Genomic DNA, 19,806 nt, shown 5'->3' on the forward strand with positions numbered 1-19,806 from the left:
ACTTTCTAAATAAAAAAGCTCCAATCTTTTGATTGAAGCTCTGCGGAGAGTGAGGGATTCGAACCCCCGAACCTGTGACAGTTAACGGTTTTCAAGACCGCCGCATTCGACCACTCTGCCAACTCTCCGCGACAAAAGTACAAATTTTATCTTTCATGCAAAATTTTATTTCAAATTTCCAATAGGCAGCTAAATAGTGCTTTTTAATAGTATAACCTCTTCTATCGCAATAGCACAATACCGACAAGCTATATGGTCGATTCCATTTGCTTAAATCACCTTTTTAATATTAAATACAAACAAAAATTTTATCTAAAACAAAATATATCTTTGGTGTGCAATAAGTTAGTCTCAACTTGATAAAAAATAATCATTTTATTTTGCAAAATAAGCCTAATTGCCTACTTTTGTTGCACCGAAAGGAGGCGCCAATAGCTCAGCTGGATAGAGCAACGGTTTTCTAAACCGTCGGTCTCAGGTTCGAATCCTGATTGGCGTACTTTAAGTGCCTGCAATCATTTGATTAGCAGGCTTCTTCTTTTTTAGGAATAGGAGATGAGGCGGTCTACCTGATTACCCGGTCTAACTGGTGAGTAGCATATAAATAATTTAGTTGAAATTAGTAAATAGTACATAGAAAAGCCGCAGTCTATTTAAAGAACTGCGGCTTTCGCACTTGTTTACTTACTTAATAAATTTTATTTCGCTTGATTCGCACGTATGATATTCAGTGCCCCACCAGCTTTAAACCATTCAATCTGTTGTGCATTGTACGTATGGTTAACCAAGATACTATCTTGCGAGCCATCTGCGTGGTGCAGAACAAGTGTTAATGGTCTTCCAGGTGCAAATTCTGTTAAACCAACGATATCAATAGTATCATCTTCTTGAATTTTATCGTAGTCATCCTTATTATCGAACGTTAATCCCAACATACCTTGTTTTTTCAAGTTTGTTTCGTGAATACGAGCAAAAGATTTAACCAAGACGGCGCGTACACCTAGATGACGAGGCTCCATCGCAGCATGCTCACGAGAAGACCCTTCTCCGTAGTTTTCATCGCCAACTACGATCGAACCGATCCCAGCAGCTTTATAGGCACGCTGTGTAGCCGGTACAGCTGCATATTCACCAGTCAGTTGATTCTTAACAAAATCTGTTTTATCATTGAAGAAATTGACTGCACCGATAAGCATATTATTAGAAATATTATCCAAATGGCCACGATACTTCAACCAAGGGCCTGCCATCGAAATATGGTCAGTAGTACATTTACCTTTAGCTTTTATTAACAGCTTCAACCCAATAAGGTCAGTACCTTCCCACGCACTGAACGGTTCCAATAATTGAAGACGATCAGATGTAGGAGATACATCTACCGTTACAGAAGATCCATCTACTGCTGGTGCTTGATAACCTGGATCTTCAACATCAAAACCTTTTGATGGTAATTCATCACCCGTTGGTGGATCCAATTTCACCTGCTCACCGTCTTTATTAATCAACGTATCTGTAACCGGATTAAACCCTAGATTCCCAGAAATGGCAATAGCTGCCACCATCTCTGGAGAAGTTACAAAAGCATATGTGTTAGGGTTACCATCAGCACGTTTTGCAAAGTTTCTATTAAACGAATGGACAATGGTATTCTTCTCTTGCTTATCTGCTCCTGCACGATCCCACATACCGATACAAGGACCACAAGCGTTCGTGAAGATCGTAGCGTTCAGATCTTCGAACGTTTTTAGCAAACCATCACGATCTGCCGTGTAACGTACCTGTTCAGAACCTGGATTAATACCAAATTCCGCCTTGGTAACCAAGCCTTTATCAATAGCCTGCTTGGCAATCGAAGCGGCGCGTGATAAATCCTCATAAGAAGAGTTTGTACAAGAACCAATTAGTCCCCACTCTACTTTTAATGGCCAACCGTTCTTTTCTGCTTCTTCGCGCATGCGCGAAACCGGTGTATATAAATCCGGGGTGAATGGACCGTTCAAGGACGGTTCCAATTCTGACAAATTAATTTCAATCAATTGATCGAAATATTGCTCTGGATTAGCGTAAACTTCAGGGTCTGCTGTTAGATGCTGTTTAATGGCATTTGCCGCATCTGCTACGTCTGCCCTTCCAGTAGATCTTAGATAACGCTCCATAGAAGCGTCATAACCGAAAGTTGAAGTTGTTGCTCCAATTTCCGCTCCCATGTTACAGATAGTACCTTTACCTGTACATGATAGCGATTCTGCCCCTTCGCCAAAATATTCCACAATAGCTCCTGTACCACCCTTTACCGTCAAAATACCGGCTACTTTTAGAATAACATCTTTTGGTGCAACCCATCCAGATAACTTACCGGTTAATTTAACACCTATTAGTTTGGGAAATTTAAGCTCCCACGGCAAACCTGCCATGACATCACATGCATCAGCTCCACCAACACCGATAGCTACCATACCTAAACCACCAGCATTCACGGTATGGGAGTCAGTACCAATCATCATTCCACCAGGAAAAGCATAATTTTCTAACACCACTTGGTGAATAATACCTGCTCCCGGCTTCCAAAAACCTATACCATATTTATTTGATACAGAAGATAAGAAATTAAATACTTCTGAACTTTCGTTTTTCGCACGCGTCAAATCCTGTTCTGCTCCGTCCCTTGCTTGAATCAAGTGGTCACAGTGAACAGTTGAAGGCACAGCCACTTTAGGGCGTCCAGCTTGCATAAACTGCAATAAAGCCATTTGTGCCGTAGCATCTTGCATGGCGACACGATCCGGAGCAAAGTCTACATAAGAAGCTCCCCGCTCATAAGCTTCGGTTGCATTTCCTGCCCATAGGTGAGCGTACAAAATTTTCTCAGCAAGAGTTAAAGGTTTATTAACCACTTGACGCGCAGCAGCAATGCGTTCGTCATATTGGCTATAAACCTTTTTAATCATTTCTATATCAAAAGCCATTTATTTAATAATTATTTGATGTACTTGTTTAAAACTAAATCGGTTGCCCAATTTTTTGATTTAGGGCAAAAATACAAAAAGAATAGGTTTTAAACACCTTTAAACCAATTCAAACCCTAATTTGGAATAAATCCAAACAACTTAAATCTTCGTTGTTATTGGCAAGACGTTTTTTAACTGGCGAACGGCTTCTGTGGGGTCTTCAGCGCCAAAAACGCTGCTTCCTGCAACCAACACATCAGCCCCTGCTTCCAATAGCTTTGCGGCATTATTTGTACCTACTCCCCCATCAATTTCTATTAATAGAGAGTCGTTTACTCCTTCAGATAAATCTCTGAGCTCTTTTATCTTTGCATAAGTTTGCTCAATAAATTTTTGACCTCCAAAACCCGGATTAACCGACATGATGCATACCAAATCAATATCTCTGACAACATCTTTCAGCAAACTCACTGGTGTATGTGGATTCAATGCCACGCCTGCCTTGCACCCAAGTTCTTTAATAGCAGCCAACGTACGATGAAGATGCGTACACGCCTCATAATGTACTGTAATAATAGTTGCTCCCGAGTCTTTGCACATTTTTAAATAACGATCTGGATCTACAATCATCAAGTGCACATCTAGTGGTTTGGTAGCATGTTTAGCGATAGCATGCATAACTGGAAAACCAAAAGAGATATTCGGAACAAATACACCGTCCATAATATCAATGTGAAACCAGTCGGCTTCACTCTTGTTTACGATCTGGATATCATCGTAAAGGTTCGCAAAATCAGCAGCCAGAACAGACGGGGCTATCAGATGTTTTGTTGTACGCATGTTCTTTATATGTTTTTTGCAAAGATACGGAAGTTTGAAGCTATTATGTGAGGAAATTCGTATTTTGATCCTCTACACGATTCCTCAATAAATAGTACATTTGTTATAAAATTATATTGACAGGATAAAAAACAATAAGCAAGTGGCAAAACTCAAGATCAATTACCTTCGCGACAAGAATCAAAACAATTCTCTTATAGTCAAATCGGCTATGATCATTTTGGCGATTGTATTGATTTGTATTTTTCTACCCAAACAACCACGCTTTCAGTACGAATTTGAAAAAGGTAAAATATGGAATCATGAAAATTTGGTATCTCCCTACAATTTTGCCATTTTAAAAACACAGGAAGAGCTTAACAAAGATAGAGAACAGATACTTAAGACGGTTCAACCCATCTATAATTTAAACGCGAGTGCAAGCAAAGAACAAATCGACCAGTTCAATACCGATATTGCGGAGAAATGGCAAATAGCAAATATGGATTCTGTATCTAGTGAGGATATGGAAACATACAAATCCGTAGGGAATGCGCTTCTTAACTACATTTACAATCGAGGGATTATCTCGTTGAACAACCGTTACCAAAACAAGGGAATGGATGCTGAACAGGTGGACAAAGCACAGAGTCAGTATAATTTCACGCTGATTCAAGATAATGTTGCTCAACAGAAAAATACGGCTGATATTTTTACAATTGAATCCGCCAATCAGTATATAGAAAACAACATTTCCAGAAATAACAAAATAGAACAAAAAACATGGTTGGTGGAAACGTTAAAGAACTACGTAACCATTAACTATATTTTCAACGAAAACCTAACGAACAAGGCGGAACAAAATGCGTTTGCTAATATCTCCACTACTCGGGGAATGGTGCAAAAGGGAGAGCTTATTGCAGAAAAAGATAAAATTATCAGTAATGAAACTTACCAGAAATTAGCTTCTTTACGCAAGGTTTTTGAAGATGAAGCTCGGATTAGTGGTAACCAAGGATATGTTGTGCTTGGCCAATTTGTGGTCATTTCGATGTGTGTATCCCTTCTGATGGTGTTCCTGTATTTTTTTCGATCGACTATCTTTGAGAGCAATAGATTATTATTTATTATTCTAATTGTCATTGTATGTATGCTTGGTGTGCTATCTTGGGCCATTAGCATGAAAATTCCGAACCTCTATTATATACCTTACTGTAGTGTTCCTATTATCTTTAGGGTATTGTTTGATACCCGAGTGGCCTTAAACATACATCTATTAATGGTCTTATTGGCTGCATTGTTTGTGCCAAATAGTTTTGAATTTGTCTTTTTACAATTCGTGACAGGTATGGTTGCTATTTATAGCATCAGAACATTAGTCAAGCGAGAGCAATTTTTAGTTTCGTCCCTTATTATCTTAGGCACTTATATCATAGCCTATGTAGGTTTAGTATTGACGCGTAATGGGTCGATAAGTTCCATTTATTGGACAGATATTATACCGTTTGTCGTCAGCGTCGGTTTAACACTACTAGCTTACCCCTTAATATATGCATTCGAACGCTTATTTGGTATCGTTTCCGATCTTACTTTAATGGAATTGACGAATAGCAATTCCCGTTTGCTGAGGGAACTTTCGCTAAAAGCCCCCGGAACCTTTCAGCACTCACTACAGGTAGCCAATCTGGCGGAAGCCGCTATCTACAAGATCGGAGGAAATCCATTGCTAATACGCGCGGGCGCTCTATATCATGATATTGGCAAAATGTCGAACCCTCTATTTTTTATCGAAAATCAAAAAACAGACACCAATCCCCATGCAGAGCTTACTCCCGAGCAGTCTGCACAAATCATTATATCACACGTGCATAAAGGCATTGAGATGGCGAAGAAAAACCAACTTCCTGAAGTTATTATTGATTTTATACGTACACATCACGGTACGACGCGGGTTGATTATTTCTATAACTTAGCTATCAAGAACAATCCAGATAAGCTCGTAGACGAAAGCATCTTCAAGTACCCAGGTCCGGTGCCTTTCTCGAAGGAAACTGCTGTGCTGATGATTGCCGATTCGGTAGAAGCGGCTTCCAGAGCATTAAAAGAACCCACAGAAGAATCTATCAACAACTTGGTAGACAAGATAGTGGAGTATAAGATCACCCAGCGTCAATTTATCAATTCGAATATTACCATGCGTGATATCACAGAGGTGTCTGATATTTTTAAATCTATGCTGAAAAGCATTTATCACGTCCGAATTGACTATGATGTTAATAAAAAAACCGCCGCAGCAACCAGTGGAATAAAAAATTAAATTGAGTGTCAGATGTTTATTCTTTTTTGACAAAAAAACGGTTTTAAAGCTTTGCGGATTGGAATATTTGCTTTATGTTTGCACTACTTAAATAAAGGAGAGGTGCCTGAGTGGCCGAAAGGAACAGTTTGCTAAACTGTCGTACTGGAAACGGTACCGCGGGTTCGAATCCCGCTCTCTCCGCGAGCTTCAATCAAAAGATTGGAGCTTTTTTATTTCTAAAGTTTTTTGCTAGCGCTACCCGAGTCATGGAAACCAGAAGGGGTTGCTGTTTCCTGTATCCAATCGCTCGATCGTTTAGATCTAGCGGAGAAATTGCATCAACGGTTACAATTTGAAAACAAAATTATAGAAGCATTGATACAGGTAAATATACATTTCCAATTGCTCAAAGGTATTCAACAGCAAGTTACTTTAAGGAGAATTTACCCCGACAGCTATTATTGGAATAAAAAAATCTAAACCCGATTAGTTTCGAATAACCAACTCCAGTACCTCTCCCGGTAAACCATCAAAATCCGCAAATTCTTTGGAAACAAAACCGTTATTAATTAGGATTTTCCGAGACGGAATGTTTTTCGGATCTATAATAGCAAACAGTTTTGTAATGAAACCGTGTTTTCTCGCCACTTCGATCAGCTGGCGGGCCACTTCACCCGCAATCCCTTTTCCCCAATATTTAGGCAGAAGCATATAGCCCAACTCGGCCCTATCGCTATCGGGTGCTTCTATTTCCAATTTTCCAACCCCTATAAAATTATCGGATTTTTCTTCCATGATTTTAAAATGTCCGAAATCACTATGAAACTGATTTTCCAACATCCGCTTCTCGTAATCCGATTTCGCTTCTTCTAGCGGAATAACTCGCTCTGTAATCATTGCCATCACGTCTTCATCACCGACCAAATTAAAATATACCGGAAAGTCTGCAGCTGTAAGCTTTTCCAAACGAATTTTTGTCGTCATTTACTATTTTTTAGTTGCAGTAATCGAGTACAGCATCGGAATTTTATTATCTAGATGCGAAATTCGGTATTTATTTGGAGCAAATTCAATCGTTTTGTTAAAACAGTTGTAAGGCGAAAAATCATATTCATCAAATGAATTTATTTCCACTTCATTTTTAATTAAACTGTTGATCACTTCACTCAAACTATGATTCCACGTCACATTTTCCTGACTGATCGAAGCTGTTTTATTTGCGTATGTTCCATTTTCAGATTCAATAATCGCTCCTGAATTACTATAGTTGTATGCAATTTTTTCAAAATTCTCGTCGAACATCCATACTATTGGATGAAACTCAACAAAGACAAACTTTCCACCAGGTCGTAAAAATTTGGAAATAATTTTTGCCCATTTGTCTAAATCCGGTAACCAACCAATAACACCATAACTGGTAAATACAATATCAAATTGTTTATCTAGATGATTGGGTAAATCATAAATGTCACAACAGATGAAATCTGCATTTGAATTGGTATCCTTTTCAATTTTCTTTGCGCTTTGAATTGCTTTATCCGCTAAATCTACTCCTGTAACTTCAGCACCGAGTCGGGTCAAAGAAATTGTGTCTTGTCCGAAATGACATTGTAAATGCAAAATATGTTTCCCGTTGATGTCTCCCAACAGTTTTAGCTCAACATCATTTAGCGAAGTTTTTCCTCCTAAAAAACTATCAAGGTCATAAAATTCAGATTGTAAATGGGTTTCGATTCTGTTGTTCCAAGATTGTCGGTTTATTTCCAAATAATTTTGCTCAGCATTCATTTTTGAATTGTTTTCCTTTAATATTTCTTTGCTTATATTTATTGACCAATATATAAAAAATTCGCTGTTTTGACCTTTTTTGTCTAGATTTAGACGACAAACCGAACGGACGTATGAAGAGAATACTTTCAATAGACGGTGGCGGTATCCGAGGTATCATTCCGGGGATGTTTTTGGTGGCACTGGAAGAAAAGATACAACAGGCAACTAATAATCCCCAAGCTCATTTAACCGACTATTTTGATTTTTTTGCAGGCACAAGTACAGGAGGAATCCTTTTATCGATTTTGCTTTGTCCCGATGATAACGATCCGAAAAAGCAAAAATATACCGCCAAAGATGCACTTGACATCTATTTAGACCATGGGACAGAAATATTTTCTGCTTCAAACTGGCGTCGTTTTCTAAGCAAATTCGGTTTATTAAGCGAGCTATACGATGAGACAATATTGGAAAATGTATTGAAGAGTTATTTCGGAAATAAAAAACTCAGCCAGCTTCTTAAACCCTGCATTATTACGGCATACAATATTGAATTGCGAAAAAATCACCTTTTCCGGCAACAGAAAGCAATATCGCATGGTGACTCACGCGATTTTTATATACGGGATGTATGTCGCGCCACATCCGCCGCACCCACGTATTTCTCAGTGGCGGAAATATTTTCTCTCGCTAAAACACGCTACCCCCTAGTTGATGGAGGCGTCTTTGCGCACAACCCATCTCTATCCGCTCTTCTAGAAGTGATCAAAAGCTATAACACCTATAAGATAAATGATATTTGGATTCTCTCTTTAGGAACCGGGTTATCAAAAATCTCGTATAATTACGAAGATTTCAAGAAGAAATGGGCTATCTCTATCGGGCCAGCGTTAGTCGATATTATGAGCAGCAGTTCCGCAGAAAGTACAGACTATTACCTAAAACAATTATTTCGGTCAGTTAACAAATCGGGCAATTACATCCGTATCGAACCTAGCAACCTCTCCTCTATCAACCCATCAATGGATTCCGCTTCACCGTCTAATATTCAAAAACTTATCTCCTTAGGAGATAAATTAATCAGTGAACATGAAGAGCTGATGAATCAAATTGTTGCGGAGATCATACAGGACAAAAAAAATAATTCAGATCGATCAGTATGGAATTTTTTAAAAAATTAACCCTTATATTTCCTCTATAAAATAGTCTCTGATGGCAGAGGAGAGCGAAATAATTTTTATTTTAAGGAATTCGTGAATGCGAAGCATTTTATTTAGGTTTACACTGCAAAAAAACAAGTATGGCACTAAATTACATTTGGGTCTCTTTTTTCTTGATAACATTTCTAGTCGCTATTATTAAACTTATTGGCGGCGATACGGAAGTATTCCAAAATATTGTTAATTCCCTTTTTGAAAGCGCAGCTAATGGAGCCACGATATCCCTCGGTTTGATTGGTATGATGACGTTTGCACTGGGAATTATGAAAATAGGAGAAAAAGGAGGTATGATTAATATCTTTGCTAAAGCAGTAGGGCCTTTTTTTAATCGGCTTTTTCCCGAGATCCCTAAAAACCATCCGGCATTGGGTTCCGTACTGATGAATTTTTCGGCAAATGCATTAGGTCTGGACAACGCCGCTACTCCTTTAGGTTTAAAAGCCATGAAGGAACTCCAAGAACTTAACCCCCATAAAGATACAGCCAGCAACGCACAGATTATGTTTATTGTGCTAAATGCATCCAGTCTAACGTTGCTACCTATTTCTATTATGGCATACAGACAAGAAGCAGGTGCAGCACAGCCCTCCGATATCTTTTTGCCCATCCTCATTGCGACATTCTTTTCTACCTTAGCGGCACTTATTATGGTTGCTATTTACCAAAAGATTAATCTTTTTAATAAAACGATTGTTGTTTATTTGGGTGGGTTGCTCGTTTTGGTAGGCGGCGCGTTATATTATTTCAGCACATTAGCACCGGAGGAAATTGATGTTATATCCCGCGTGTTTGGTAACCTGGTTCTATTTAGCATCTTCGTTTCCTTTATCGCGCTCGCCGTATTTAAACGTATCAATGTGTATGATGCCTTTATCGAGGGGGCAAAAGAGGGATTTGAAGTGGCCGTAAAAATCATCCCGTATCTAGTAGCCATTTTAGTCGGCATAGCGGTGTTTCGGGCTTCCGGAACGATGGATTATTTGGTAGACGGTATCTCCGCTCTCATCGCATTTGCCGGAATAGATACGTCGTTTGTCGAAGCATTGCCGGTCGCATTTATGAAGCCTCTGAGTGGTTCGGGTGCACGGGGACTGATGGTAGAGCTGATGGCAACGAAAGGTGCTGACGATTTTGCAGCGCGTGTAGCCTGTGTAATACAAGGCTCTACCGAGACTACTTTCTATGTACTGGCTGTTTACTTCGGTTCGGTAGCAATCAAAAAAACGCGACATGCACTACCTTGTGCACTTATAGCGGAACTTGTTGGTATTATTGCTGCTATCATAGTGGCTTATATTTTCTTTGGATAAAAGGATAAACTATATTAAAAAATACATAAATGAAAACAATTGCATTAATTGCACATGACGGAAAAAAAGCAGATATGGTAGGGTTCGTAAAAGATCATATTGAGTTTTTAAGGAATGCACATATCATTGCTACCGGCACGACCGGATCGTATATCGCACAAACCGGTTTGGAGGTAGAACTCAAACTAAGCGGGCCGAAAGGAGGTGACGCTCAGATAGCCGCGCTAACCGCCGAGGGTAAAGTGGATGGTATCATATTTTTCCGTGATCCGCTAGGCAAACATGTACACGAGCCCGACATCCAGATGCTGATGCGGATATCCGATTTATATAACGTACCGTTAGCTACGAATCCCGCAACCGGAAGTTTAATTATCGAGGGGTTATTTTCATAAAAGATTAAGCAATCTTATTGTCATAGAAAGCAACTAATATAAATTAATCTGCTTTTTTTTAGTTGAACATAGTATATTTGCCGACATTCAAAAATTAAAAATACATGTCTTCAACTAACTACAGCGAGGTTGATACGCCATTTCAGCTATTCGACAGAGCAGAATGGAGAAGTCTAAACGGTCATTTTTCCCATCATCTTACATCGGATGACATAGAAAATTTACGCGCGTTAAATGAGCCGCTCACTGTTACAGAAATTGAAGAAATATATTTTCCGTTAGCCCATTTGTTGGGTATTTTGATTAAACGCACAAAAGATCAGCATGCTGCCGTTAATAATTTTCTGAACAGAGGCGCTGATACTCTTCCTTTTATCGTGGGAATAGCGGGGTCCGTCGCCGCCGGGAAAAGTACAACTGCACGTGTATTACAGAAAGTGCTTTCTATGCTCCCCTCCAAACCCAAGGTAGAGCTTGTAACGACGGACGGTTTTTTGTATCCAAACAAAATCTTAGCAGAACGGAATATACGTAAAGGTTTTCCGGAAAGTTACGATACTAAACTGTTACTGAACTTTCTCGCATCAATGAAATCTGGTATATCTCAGTTTGAAGTACCTGTCTACTCCCATTTGGAATACGACATTATACCTCATGAGAACCAAATCATCGCACAACCAGATATTCTTATCGTTGAGGGGATTAACGTATTGCAGGTAAACTCATCTACGGGGAGCAGCGTCTTCGTTTCTGATTATTTTGATTACTCTATTTATGTCGATGCAGATGAAGAGGATTTGATAAACTGGTATATCAATAGATTTGAGTCTTTACGTGCAACATCATTCCAAAATCCAGCGTCCTATTTTCATCGTTATGCCAATCTAGGTAAAGAAGAAAGCATCGCTATGGCAACAAATATCTGGAATACTATTAACCTTCCAAATCTACACAAGAATATATTGCCCACTCGTTATCGGGCTGATTTAATTCTTGAAAAAGGATCTCACCACTTTGTAAAGCAAATAAAGGTGCGCAAAATATAATTTAAGTGTTTATATCGTATTCCCTTTTAAATTTCAATACTTCCTTAAAGACTTCGTTTTCTACCTGTTTATGCACTTTATTGCTACTGCTTTTCGCGTGCATTTCCATTTTGTATTTAACATAGTCTTTCCCTATCTCGACAACCTTAAGCTGCAACTCGTCTTCTCCGGTTAAATAGGGATGGTTTGCTAAAAGCGCTCGTATACTTTCTTCCAGTTTATCCACCTCAACAGCTGCTTGTAACGGTAATTCAAATTTCACGAGAAAAAGCGAGGAACGATGAGCTGATAGATTGATTATGGGAGACGTAAAAACCATATTATTGGGCACCATAACCATATCGTCATCCTCGTTTTGTATAATCAAACTGGAAAAATTGATATCGACAATACGCCCTTTATGTTCGCCAACCTTTACCCTATCTCCTACCGACAGCTGATCAGAAAACATAATGAACAGTCCCGATATCAAATTGGTGATATACTCCCGGAATGTAACCGCTATCGCCATCGCGACAATCGTTAAGCTAGTAACAAACTCTCGCGGATCAATACTCAGCGCAATCATCAAGCCGATAACGGCAATCGTCGTATTCAATATCACCGTAAGACGGTTAATACCCAGTACAAAATTTCCGCGCACAATGCGTTTTTCATGTCGCTTATTATATATCATAATAATGATATACCGACCGATAGAAAACACAATACTAGACGTCAAAAACAAATTAAGCCCATTGGATACATTATTTAACCACGGACGTTGTTGGTAAAAATCGCCAAAATACCAAAATGAGGCATATAATAAAATCCACAAAACCAGCTTAATTAAAAACGGTATAGGGTTGGTATCTTTCTTTTCTTCTGTCATGATGATAAAACGCCCTAAATTATCACTTTTTCATCGATATTGCAATAAGCGAAAAACCATCAACGGTATAAATCAAGCTGATATAAGGTATATATTTTTGCCAGTTTTATCCTCTCCCCTTCCTATTCTACATACATTAGCACCTTCTTTTTTTGTTCTTTTTTCTCAAAAAGGACAAAATAAACTAACTTAGCAAGCTAAAATGCGCTAGATACATAATTATGCAAACAACATTTGATTTTGAAAAGCCTATTGCAGACTTGCAAACCCAAATAGAAAAGGTCTTACAAGTGCAGGAAAAGACCAAGGTAGATATGAGTGCCACAGTTAATGAACTAGCGGAAAAACTCGAACAAACCAAACAAGATATTTATGCAAACCTGACAGGTTGGCAAAAGGTTCAGATGTCCCGTCATCCTGACCGTCCGCAAACGTTTGATTACATCGAGATGGTTTTCGACGAATTTATCGAACTTCACGGCGACCGCACGGTGCGAGATGACAAAGCTATCGTTGGGGGATTTGCTTCTATCAATGGGCAATCTGTTATGGTAATTGGACATCAGAAGGGAAAGAACACAAAAGAACGTCAATATCGCAATTTTGGTATGGCCAATCCAGAAGGATATCGAAAAGCGCTTCGATTGATGAAAATGGCAGAGAAGTTTAATAAACCGATCGTAACGTTAATTGATACTATGGGCGCTTATCCTGGTCTAGAAGCAGAGGAACGCGGACAAGGAGAAGCTATTGCCCGCAACCTGTTGGAGATGTCCGTACTTAAAGTACCTGTTATGTGTATTGTTATCGGAGAAGGCGCTTCGGGTGGCGCATTGGGGATCGGTGTAGGAGATCGCGTTTATATGATGCAAAACACGTGGTATTCAGTTATCTCGCCTGAGTCTTGCTCTTCTATTCTCTATAGAAGTTGGGATCAAAAGGAAAAAGCGGCAGAATCCCTTAAACTAACAGCAGAAGATATGTTGAAAAACGGATTAATTGACGGAATTATCGGTGAGCCAATGGGTGGTGCACATCAGGATCCGGCAGTAGCTGCAGAAAATCTAAAAGCAAGAATTTTAAATGACCTTACGGAACTAACACGAAAAGATGCCGATAGCCTTGTTGCTGAACGTATAGACAAGTTTAGTAAAATGGGTGTTGTAGTCGAATAAAAAGATTAATATCGAAACGGATAATCCCTTATAAATTCAAACTTATAATCGGTCGTCGTTTGGATAGTATCGATCAGTGAGGACAGCAATTGCTGTCCTTTTTTACTCTGAAACATATCATCGTGCATTAACAATACTACGTTATTTGGCTCCATTGACGATTTATTGTCCATATAATTCCGAATGCGCGTATATATCTCGTTAACAGGTTGGACTGGCATACCGGAGGCTCCGTGAATTCTCCATTCTACATCCCAGCCATAAATTTTATACCCGTTAGTGTACAACATATCAGCTGTACTAGCACCACTTTTTAAATCAATCCGCCTTACATCATCATAAATCCAGATGTTACGCCCAGGCAAACGCACTATTTTATGCTTCAACTCCAGATCCACCTCATTTTTCTCAAAATCTTCATACGCGCTGACTGGATTGCTATAGAACGTCGTAAATCTGTTGCCGGCATGTGTATAGCTATGGTTATAGCATTCCACCAAGGCATTATCCTTATATCGCTGAAGATCCCTTTTCAACCGCTTCGACATATTCGCATGTCTACCAACCAAAAACGTACTGATTTTAATATGCTTTGCTTTCGAAATGGAATCAATCGCCGAACTTCCAATCAAGGGACCATCGTCAAACGTAAAATAAACATGCTTGGGAAGTTTGTTTAATTCCTGACGTACAGAGTCCCTAACACGGCGACGCTCCGTCCTTACAAATCTATCTAGCGAATCTTTACTGATTGGATTCAGTGTATCTACCGGGATCTGAACAGGATTTCGCCATCGTTCTGTCAAATATCCTTTTTGATTTTTCACCGTGTCTTCTGATTTTAGATCAGATAAACCCGCGATACTATCGACTTCTACCGTATCTGGGAGCGAACTTGCAGCCCTTGTGTTCATACTCCCCTGACATCCCACCAACGATATTGTTGCAATCAGAACAGCCCCCAAATTGAATACGGGCTTCATCGCCTTTACCATACGTTATTTCAATTACTAAATTTGACTCAAAATTAAAAAATATGATTGATAAAAATTGAATTGTACGGAATAACGTGTAAAAATACCGGATTTTAGCTACATGGCAGCGAAATTTAATCGTCATGCCAACGCCGATTTTTCTCTCTTTTATGATATTTCCCATGTCTTTTCTCGTGATATTTTTTATAATGTTTCTTTTCATATCGATCATAGCTACGATGGACACTGTGATCTCGTAGAATGCGTTGCGAACGGTCATTAGCATATCGAGCATATTTTCTCTTAATATTTGTATGATTTTTCCACGGGTGTGCGTGATTAACCACTACTTTATAAGTTCTGTACATATCGATATGGCGATATCGGCTAGGAAGTGATGCTCGGGTTACCCAGTGGTTACCGTGATAATATGTATATCTGCGATGAGATACATCATAATACACATCTATTTCGGGCATATAGTAATAACGGACATAATCATATCCCACTGGTCCCCATAACGGTTGTGACCCTATATTGATGCTTATATTAACTTGCGAAACTGTCGGTATCGCGAAACTACATAATGCGACTAAACAAATTGCATAAATAAAGTTTTTCATATCTTCTCCTTTTTTATTTTATCATTTGGATGTCATTTATTATTATGACAGCATAACAATAAAAAAAGATTAAACCTGAAATCGTTAAATAATGTAAAATACTTATCGTAACCCAAGAATTGTTCTTGTTGTGCCGAAAAGCTAAAACGGGCATTGCTATCCCCAAAAAATCAGTTGATTTTCGTTATCTTTGTGCGATTTAAAAAAATTGAAATTTTCATGGCTTTACAATGCGGTATAGTAGGTTTACCAAATGTGGGTAAATCAACATTATTCAACTGTCTGTCCAATGCAAAAGCACAGGCAGCAAATTTTCCCTTTTGTACAATAGAACCTAACGTCGGTGTTATTACTGTACCCGATGATCGATTAAATAAATTAGCGGAAATTGTTAAACCACAGCGCGTCGTTCCGAATACTATCGAGATTGTAGATATTGCCGGTTTGGTAAAGGGCGCTTCCAAAGGTGAAGGATTAGGGAACCAATTTTTGGGAAATATCCGCACAACGAATGCTATTATTCACGTATTGCGTTGTTTCGATGATGGCAATGTGGTACACGTAGACGGCTCTGTAGATCCCATCCGCGATAAAGAAATCATCGACACCGAATTGCAGCTGAAAGATTTGGATACCGTTATTAAACGTATCCAAAAAGTAGAGAAAATGGCAAAAACAGGTGGTGATAAAGATGCAAAAAGGACGTATGAAATCTTGTCGGTTGTCAAAGAACATCTAGAAGCTGGTAAATCTGCCAGAACAGCCCCTATCCAACTGGAAGATTTTGAATTTATTAGTGACCTCGCCCTATTGACTATCAAACCTGTTTTATACGTTTGCAATGTAGACGAAGCTTCCGTAACAACAGGAAATGCATATGTCGACCGTGTAAAGGAGGCTGTAAAGGATGAGAATGCTGAAGTACTCGTGATTTCGGCCCAAATTGAATCAGAAATTGCACAACTTGAATCGTATGAAGAACGTAAAATGTTCCTGGACGATCTAGGCTTGGACGAGTCGGGTGTATATAAACTGATCAGGGCAGCTTATTCCCTATTGGATCTGGCTACTTACTTTACCGCTGGTGTCCAGGAAGTACGAGCTTGGACAATCGAGAATGGTTTTACAGCACCACAGGCGGCAGGTGTTATCCATACTGACTTTGAAAAAGGCTTTATCCGTGCAGAGGTTATCAAATACGACGACTTCATTAAATATGGTTCGGAAAATGCAGTTAAAGAGGCGGGTAAGCTTAGCGTAGAAGGAAAGACATATATCGTTGAAGATGGCGATATCATGCATTTTAGGTTTAATGTGTAATAACACGATCTCATTATAAAACGAACGCCCGGCTTTTGTTGGGCGTTTTTTATAAAAGTACTATGGAATTCGTTACACTAGGTATTCTAGCGATAATTTTTATAGCAACATTAGTTCGCTCTACTTTTGGATTCGGCGAATCGTTGATTGCCGTCCCCCTACTTATTTTCTTTGTTCCGATAGATGTCGCTGTCCCCCTTTCTGTTTTGATTTCGATTGTTATTGCAGGCATCGTGGTCGTACAGGATCGAAAGGAAATACATTTCAATAGTGCAAAATGGCTTATTTTATTTGCTTTTTTAGGTATCCCGATCGGATTGTTCCTTTTAATCTATGGCAACGAACAATTTGTGAAATCAGTTTTGGGTATCTTCATTATTTTATATGCCACCTACAGTTTGTTCTCCTCAAACACTTTTAAGCTCCAATCCGACAACAAGATATGGCTTTTCATCTGTGGCTTTCTTTCGGGAATTTTCGGTGGTGCTTATGGCATAAACGGCCCTCCACTTGTTATATACGGAAATATGCGCAGATGGTCTCCAAAACATTTTCGAGCCACCCTACAAGCTTACTTTCTTCCCGCAAGCATCTTAGGAATGATTGGATACTGGTATAAAGGATTGTGGACACCTGTGGTAACGGAATACTTTTTACTGTCCATTCCGGCGGTAATTCCAGCAATTTTTTTAGGTAGATATCTAAATCGCCGATTAAGAGGTGACACCTTCTTGAAATATGTTTACTTAGGGTTGGCTTTGATCGGCATTTTATTGCTCATTTAACACATGATACAGCGAAACTCCCCTATTTTTTTTATCTTCGAGTATGAAATTTGGACAAGTAAGTAATCCGGAAGAAATTGATTTTTCACTTCCCCCTACTCCATCGGAGACATTTCAGTTATTGGAAGCACACAAACAAAAGAAACCACTAGAAATAGCTGTAGGTTGTGCAAAATGGAACAAAGCAGATTTAAAAGGTTTTTACCCTCGAGGTACTAAAGATGAATTGGTTTACTATTCCAGACAGTTTAATTCGATCGAATTAAATGCGACATTTTACAATTCTCCTTCCAAAGAACAGATAAAAACCTGGAAAGACAAGACGCCTGATGATTTCAAGTTTTTCCCTAAAATCCCACAGTCCGTAAGCCATTATTCCAGACTCCTTAACACCGATGAAAAGATAAAGGATTTTGTAGATTCGACCGTGCTATTTGAAGAGAAACTGGGTATGGCATTCCTACAAATGCATGATAATTACAAACCAAAGGATTTTGACCGACTGGAAAAATTCTTACATAGCTTTCCGAAAGGTTATCCATTGGCTGTAGAAGTCCGTAATCAAGAATGGTTCTCGGACAAAAAAATCAGTGAGAAGCTATATAAATTATTCGAAGACACCCATACGACCAACGTGCTCGTCGATACTGCCGGACGGCGTGATATGGTACACATGCGTTTAACAACTCCTACAGCTTTTATACGCTATGTTGGCGCTAATCATCCCTCAGACTATGATCGACTGATTGAATGGGTAAAGGTCATTAAGAAGTGGAAAGAAGCGGGTTTGCAGCAATTGTATTTCTTTATCCATCAAAATATAGAATTGGAATCACCTCTGTTGGCAGCGCATTTCATTGAACATCTCAACAAGGAAATAGGTTCAAATCTACGTATACCGAACAAAGAAAATACGTTGTTTTAACCCTGCCCATGAATAGGCGCCTCAGTTGGCTCGTCTAGAACAGATGGGGATGTGTTCTTCATTTTAGCCTTAACAAGCTGATCCACCCTATACATGAGTAATATGGAAACCAATGATATGGCAACCACTGCGTAACCGACCAGATCGTAATGTTCCAGCGGACTGAATTTATTTTGCTGATAAACAATAAGCCCAGCGATTGTGGCGGCAATTCCTCCAGCTATTTGCTGTAATGACGCATTAATGCTCATAAATGCACCACGATCTTGCATATCTGGAACGGCTGATATCAGTGCCGACGACGGAACCATTCGGCTCATAATTCCCATCATCATGCAAATATTGATAACCAATACCCACATAAAAGGAGTTGTAGAGAGGTTGGTATAAATAACACAAATAAGCATCAGCCAAATCGTCGCGACTGCAAATAGCTTATATTTATTCACTCTATCGCTCATTTTGCCTATGAATGGCATAATAAGAAGTGAACTTACACCCGATGCCATAAATAAAAAAGGTAATTGTTCATTACTTATTCCCAGATTATTTACGGCGAATACTGTTCCGTAAGGCATCATCATAAAACCACCTACAGACAACACCGCGGTCGTTAAAAAGCCGACGCGATACGGCTTCTTCTTTAACGTTTGTACTAAATGACTAATAGCCTTTTTCTGTACTTCCATCCCTAAATGGGCATCTACTGGCTTTAACCGCAAGACAATAACAATCGCAATGAGTACCGCCAATCCAGCTATAAATAAAAAAGGAGCTTCCCAGCCCATTTTATTCGCGATATAAAGTCCGATAGGAATACCTAAAACCTGACTAGCACCAAAGCCCATCTGAACAAACCCCATTACTCGCCCCCTCTTTTCCAAAGCAAACAGATCCGTAATAATGGCCATGGAGATAGAACCTATAACACCGCCAAACAAACCCGTTATAATTCTTGCCGCGACCAGCGTATAAAATGTATGCGCAATACCACAAAAGATTGTACCGATAATAAAGCCAGTATAAAAAAACAACAAAAGCTTCTTCCGGTCATACTTGTCTGCAAAACCAGCCGTTAAAAGTCCGGAGACACCCGCACTGAAAGCATATGCGGATACTACGATACCAAACGATGAGGCATGCATATCCATAGATTTAATAAGTAGGTCGCCTAAAGGTGACATCACCATAAAATCCAAAATAACCGTAAACTGACTGATGGCTAAGATGAAAATTACAAATTTTTCGTATCCTGTAAAAGGTAGATTTATTTTTGTCTGCATAAATTTATGAGATCTTATTTCGCCAGACAAAGATAGCTTTTTG

General features: G+C 39.1%; 17 protein-coding genes and 3 tRNA genes. 11 read left to right on the forward strand and 9 right to left on the reverse strand.

Annotation, left to right across the window (positions count from 1 at the left end):
* Positions 1-43 precede the first annotated feature (43 nt).
* A tRNA-Ser gene (locus H8B21_RS07750) sits at positions 44-128 on the reverse strand.
* Positions 129-425: 297 nt separating this feature from the next.
* Between H8B21_RS07750 and H8B21_RS07755 the strand changes: the two genes are divergently transcribed.
* Positions 426-499 (forward strand) — tRNA-Arg (locus H8B21_RS07755).
* Positions 500-698: 199 nt separating this feature from the next.
* Here H8B21_RS07755 and H8B21_RS07760 read toward each other — a convergent pair.
* Together H8B21_RS07760 and rpe are read right to left on the reverse strand one after the other, a co-directional pair.
* Positions 699-2,966 carry an aconitate hydratase gene (locus tag H8B21_RS07760; RefSeq protein ID WP_190313224.1) on the reverse strand — a complete coding sequence of 756 codons (2,268 nt, stop codon included), beginning with the start codon at positions 2,964-2,966 and terminating at the stop codon, positions 699-701.
* A 141-nt stretch (positions 2,967-3,107) separates the two neighbouring features.
* On the reverse strand, positions 3,108-3,788 hold the full coding sequence (rpe, locus tag H8B21_RS07765) for a ribulose-phosphate 3-epimerase (RefSeq protein ID WP_190313225.1): 681 nt from the start codon (positions 3,786-3,788) through the stop codon (positions 3,108-3,110).
* A gap of 142 nt (positions 3,789-3,930) precedes the next feature.
* Here rpe and H8B21_RS07770 point away from each other — a divergent pair, with 142 nt between their 5' ends.
* Both H8B21_RS07770 and H8B21_RS07775 read left to right on the forward strand, forming a co-directional pair.
* Positions 3,931-6,084 carry an HD family phosphohydrolase gene (locus tag H8B21_RS07770; RefSeq protein WP_190313226.1) on the forward strand — a complete coding sequence of 718 codons (2,154 nt, stop codon included), beginning with the start codon at positions 3,931-3,933 and terminating at the stop codon, positions 6,082-6,084.
* A 96-nt stretch (positions 6,085-6,180) separates the two neighbouring features.
* A tRNA-Ser gene (locus H8B21_RS07775) sits at positions 6,181-6,267 on the forward strand.
* Positions 6,268-6,552: 285 nt separating this feature from the next.
* On the opposite strand, the gene H8B21_RS07780 is transcribed toward H8B21_RS07775, so the two are convergent.
* Both H8B21_RS07780 and H8B21_RS07785 read right to left on the reverse strand, forming a co-directional pair.
* Positions 6,553-7,050: a GNAT family N-acetyltransferase gene (locus H8B21_RS07780; RefSeq protein WP_190313227.1), complete on the reverse strand. Its 498-nt coding sequence runs from the start codon at positions 7,048-7,050 to the stop codon at positions 6,553-6,555.
* Positions 7,051-7,053: 3 nt separating this feature from the next.
* Complete coding sequence (locus tag H8B21_RS07785; RefSeq protein WP_190313228.1) at positions 7,054-7,854, reverse strand: class I SAM-dependent methyltransferase; 801 nt, start codon at positions 7,852-7,854, stop codon at positions 7,054-7,056.
* A gap of 113 nt (positions 7,855-7,967) precedes the next feature.
* Between H8B21_RS07785 and H8B21_RS07790 the strand changes: the two genes are divergently transcribed.
* From H8B21_RS07790 to coaA, 4 genes are all read left to right on the forward strand, one after another.
* Entirely contained in the window at positions 7,968-9,017 is a 1,050-nt protein-coding gene (locus H8B21_RS07790; protein ID WP_190313229.1) for a patatin-like phospholipase family protein, read from the forward strand.
* 119 nt (positions 9,018-9,136) lie between these two features.
* Positions 9,137-10,366 carry a nucleoside recognition domain-containing protein gene (locus tag H8B21_RS07795; RefSeq protein ID WP_190313230.1) on the forward strand — a complete coding sequence of 410 codons (1,230 nt, stop codon included), beginning with the start codon at positions 9,137-9,139 and terminating at the stop codon, positions 10,364-10,366.
* Positions 10,367-10,395: 29 nt separating this feature from the next.
* Positions 10,396-10,761, forward strand: a complete 366-nt coding sequence (locus tag H8B21_RS07800; RefSeq protein WP_190313231.1) for a methylglyoxal synthase — start codon at positions 10,396-10,398, stop codon at positions 10,759-10,761.
* 104 nt (positions 10,762-10,865) lie between these two features.
* Entirely contained in the window at positions 10,866-11,807 is a 942-nt protein-coding gene (coaA, locus tag H8B21_RS07805; protein ID WP_190313232.1) for a type I pantothenate kinase, read from the forward strand.
* A 1-nt stretch (position 11,808) separates the two neighbouring features.
* Here coaA and H8B21_RS07810 read toward each other — a convergent pair whose 3' ends face one another.
* Positions 11,809-12,678 (reverse strand): mechanosensitive ion channel family protein, encoded by an 870-nt coding sequence (locus H8B21_RS07810; protein ID WP_190313233.1) that lies wholly within the window; start codon positions 12,676-12,678, stop codon positions 11,809-11,811.
* Between the two features lie 221 nt (positions 12,679-12,899).
* Here H8B21_RS07810 and H8B21_RS07815 point away from each other — a divergent pair, with 221 nt between their 5' ends.
* Positions 12,900-13,853, forward strand: coding sequence for an acetyl-CoA carboxylase carboxyltransferase subunit alpha (locus H8B21_RS07815; RefSeq protein ID WP_190313234.1), 954 nt, complete (start codon positions 12,900-12,902; stop codon positions 13,851-13,853).
* A gap of 5 nt (positions 13,854-13,858) precedes the next feature.
* Here the strand turns inward: H8B21_RS07815 and H8B21_RS07820 are convergent, their stop codons facing one another.
* A complete protein-coding gene (locus H8B21_RS07820; RefSeq protein WP_223814909.1) occupies positions 13,859-14,836 on the reverse strand; it encodes a polysaccharide deacetylase family protein in 978 nt (325 codons plus the stop codon).
* A gap of 125 nt (positions 14,837-14,961) precedes the next feature.
* Positions 14,962-15,450: a hypothetical protein gene (locus H8B21_RS07825; RefSeq protein WP_190313235.1), complete on the reverse strand. Its 489-nt coding sequence runs from the start codon at positions 15,448-15,450 to the stop codon at positions 14,962-14,964.
* Between the two features lie 219 nt (positions 15,451-15,669).
* Between H8B21_RS07825 and ychF the strand changes: the two genes are divergently transcribed.
* From ychF to H8B21_RS07840, 3 genes are all read left to right on the forward strand, one after another.
* A complete protein-coding gene (ychF, locus tag H8B21_RS07830) occupies positions 15,670-16,770 on the forward strand; it encodes a redox-regulated ATPase YchF (protein WP_190313236.1) in 1,101 nt (366 codons plus the stop codon).
* 62 nt (positions 16,771-16,832) lie between these two features.
* Positions 16,833-17,555, forward strand: a complete 723-nt coding sequence (locus tag H8B21_RS07835; protein ID WP_190313237.1) for a sulfite exporter TauE/SafE family protein — start codon at positions 16,833-16,835, stop codon at positions 17,553-17,555.
* Between the two features lie 43 nt (positions 17,556-17,598).
* A complete protein-coding gene (locus tag H8B21_RS07840; protein WP_190313238.1) occupies positions 17,599-18,480 on the forward strand; it encodes a DUF72 domain-containing protein in 882 nt (293 codons plus the stop codon).
* On the opposite strand, the gene H8B21_RS07845 is transcribed toward H8B21_RS07840, so the two are convergent.
* Positions 18,477-19,763: an MFS transporter gene (locus H8B21_RS07845; RefSeq protein ID WP_190313239.1), complete on the reverse strand. Its 1,287-nt coding sequence runs from the start codon at positions 19,761-19,763 to the stop codon at positions 18,477-18,479. The genes H8B21_RS07840 and H8B21_RS07845 overlap by 4 nt on opposite strands.
* Positions 19,764-19,806 lie beyond the last annotated feature (43 nt).

This window comes from Sphingobacterium chuzhouense, from assembly GCF_014692525.1.
Taxonomy (GTDB): Bacteria; Bacteroidota; Bacteroidia; order Sphingobacteriales; family Sphingobacteriaceae; genus Sphingobacterium; species Sphingobacterium chuzhouense.

Bases quoted from the DNA above. Each gene is read 5' to 3' on its own strand.
- H8B21_RS07820 (WP_223814909.1), bottom strand. From the start codon at position 14,836: ATGAAGCCCGTATTCAATTTGGGGGCTGTTCTGATTGCAACAATATCG.
- H8B21_RS07810 (WP_190313233.1), bottom strand. From the start codon at position 12,678: ATGACAGAAGAAAAGAAAGATACCAACCCTATACCGTTTTTAATTAAG.
- H8B21_RS07760 (WP_190313224.1), bottom strand. From the start codon at position 2,966: ATGGCTTTTGATATAGAAATGATTAAAAAGGTTTATAGCCAATATGAC.
- H8B21_RS07785 (WP_190313228.1), bottom strand. From the start codon at position 7,854: ATGAATGCTGAGCAAAATTATTTGGAAATAAACCGACAATCTTGGAAC.
- coaA (WP_190313232.1), top strand. From the start codon at position 10,866: ATGTCTTCAACTAACTACAGCGAGGTTGATACGCCATTTCAGCTATTC.
- ychF (WP_190313236.1), top strand. From the start codon at position 15,670: ATGGCTTTACAATGCGGTATAGTAGGTTTACCAAATGTGGGTAAATCA.
- H8B21_RS07845 (WP_190313239.1), bottom strand. From the start codon at position 19,763: ATGCAGACAAAAATAAATCTACCTTTTACAGGATACGAAAAATTTGTA.
- rpe (WP_190313225.1), bottom strand. From the start codon at position 3,788: ATGCGTACAACAAAACATCTGATAGCCCCGTCTGTTCTGGCTGCTGAT.
- H8B21_RS07780 (WP_190313227.1), bottom strand. From the start codon at position 7,050: ATGACGACAAAAATTCGTTTGGAAAAGCTTACAGCTGCAGACTTTCCG.
- H8B21_RS07800 (WP_190313231.1), top strand. From the start codon at position 10,396: ATGAAAACAATTGCATTAATTGCACATGACGGAAAAAAAGCAGATATG.
- H8B21_RS07825 (WP_190313235.1), bottom strand. From the start codon at position 15,450: ATGAAAAACTTTATTTATGCAATTTGTTTAGTCGCATTATGTAGTTTC.
- H8B21_RS07840 (WP_190313238.1), top strand. From the start codon at position 17,599: ATGAAATTTGGACAAGTAAGTAATCCGGAAGAAATTGATTTTTCACTT.
- H8B21_RS07835 (WP_190313237.1), top strand. From the start codon at position 16,833: ATGGAATTCGTTACACTAGGTATTCTAGCGATAATTTTTATAGCAACA.
- H8B21_RS07815 (WP_190313234.1), top strand. From the start codon at position 12,900: ATGCAAACAACATTTGATTTTGAAAAGCCTATTGCAGACTTGCAAACC.
- H8B21_RS07790 (WP_190313229.1), top strand. From the start codon at position 7,968: ATGAAGAGAATACTTTCAATAGACGGTGGCGGTATCCGAGGTATCATT.
- H8B21_RS07795 (WP_190313230.1), top strand. From the start codon at position 9,137: ATGGCACTAAATTACATTTGGGTCTCTTTTTTCTTGATAACATTTCTA.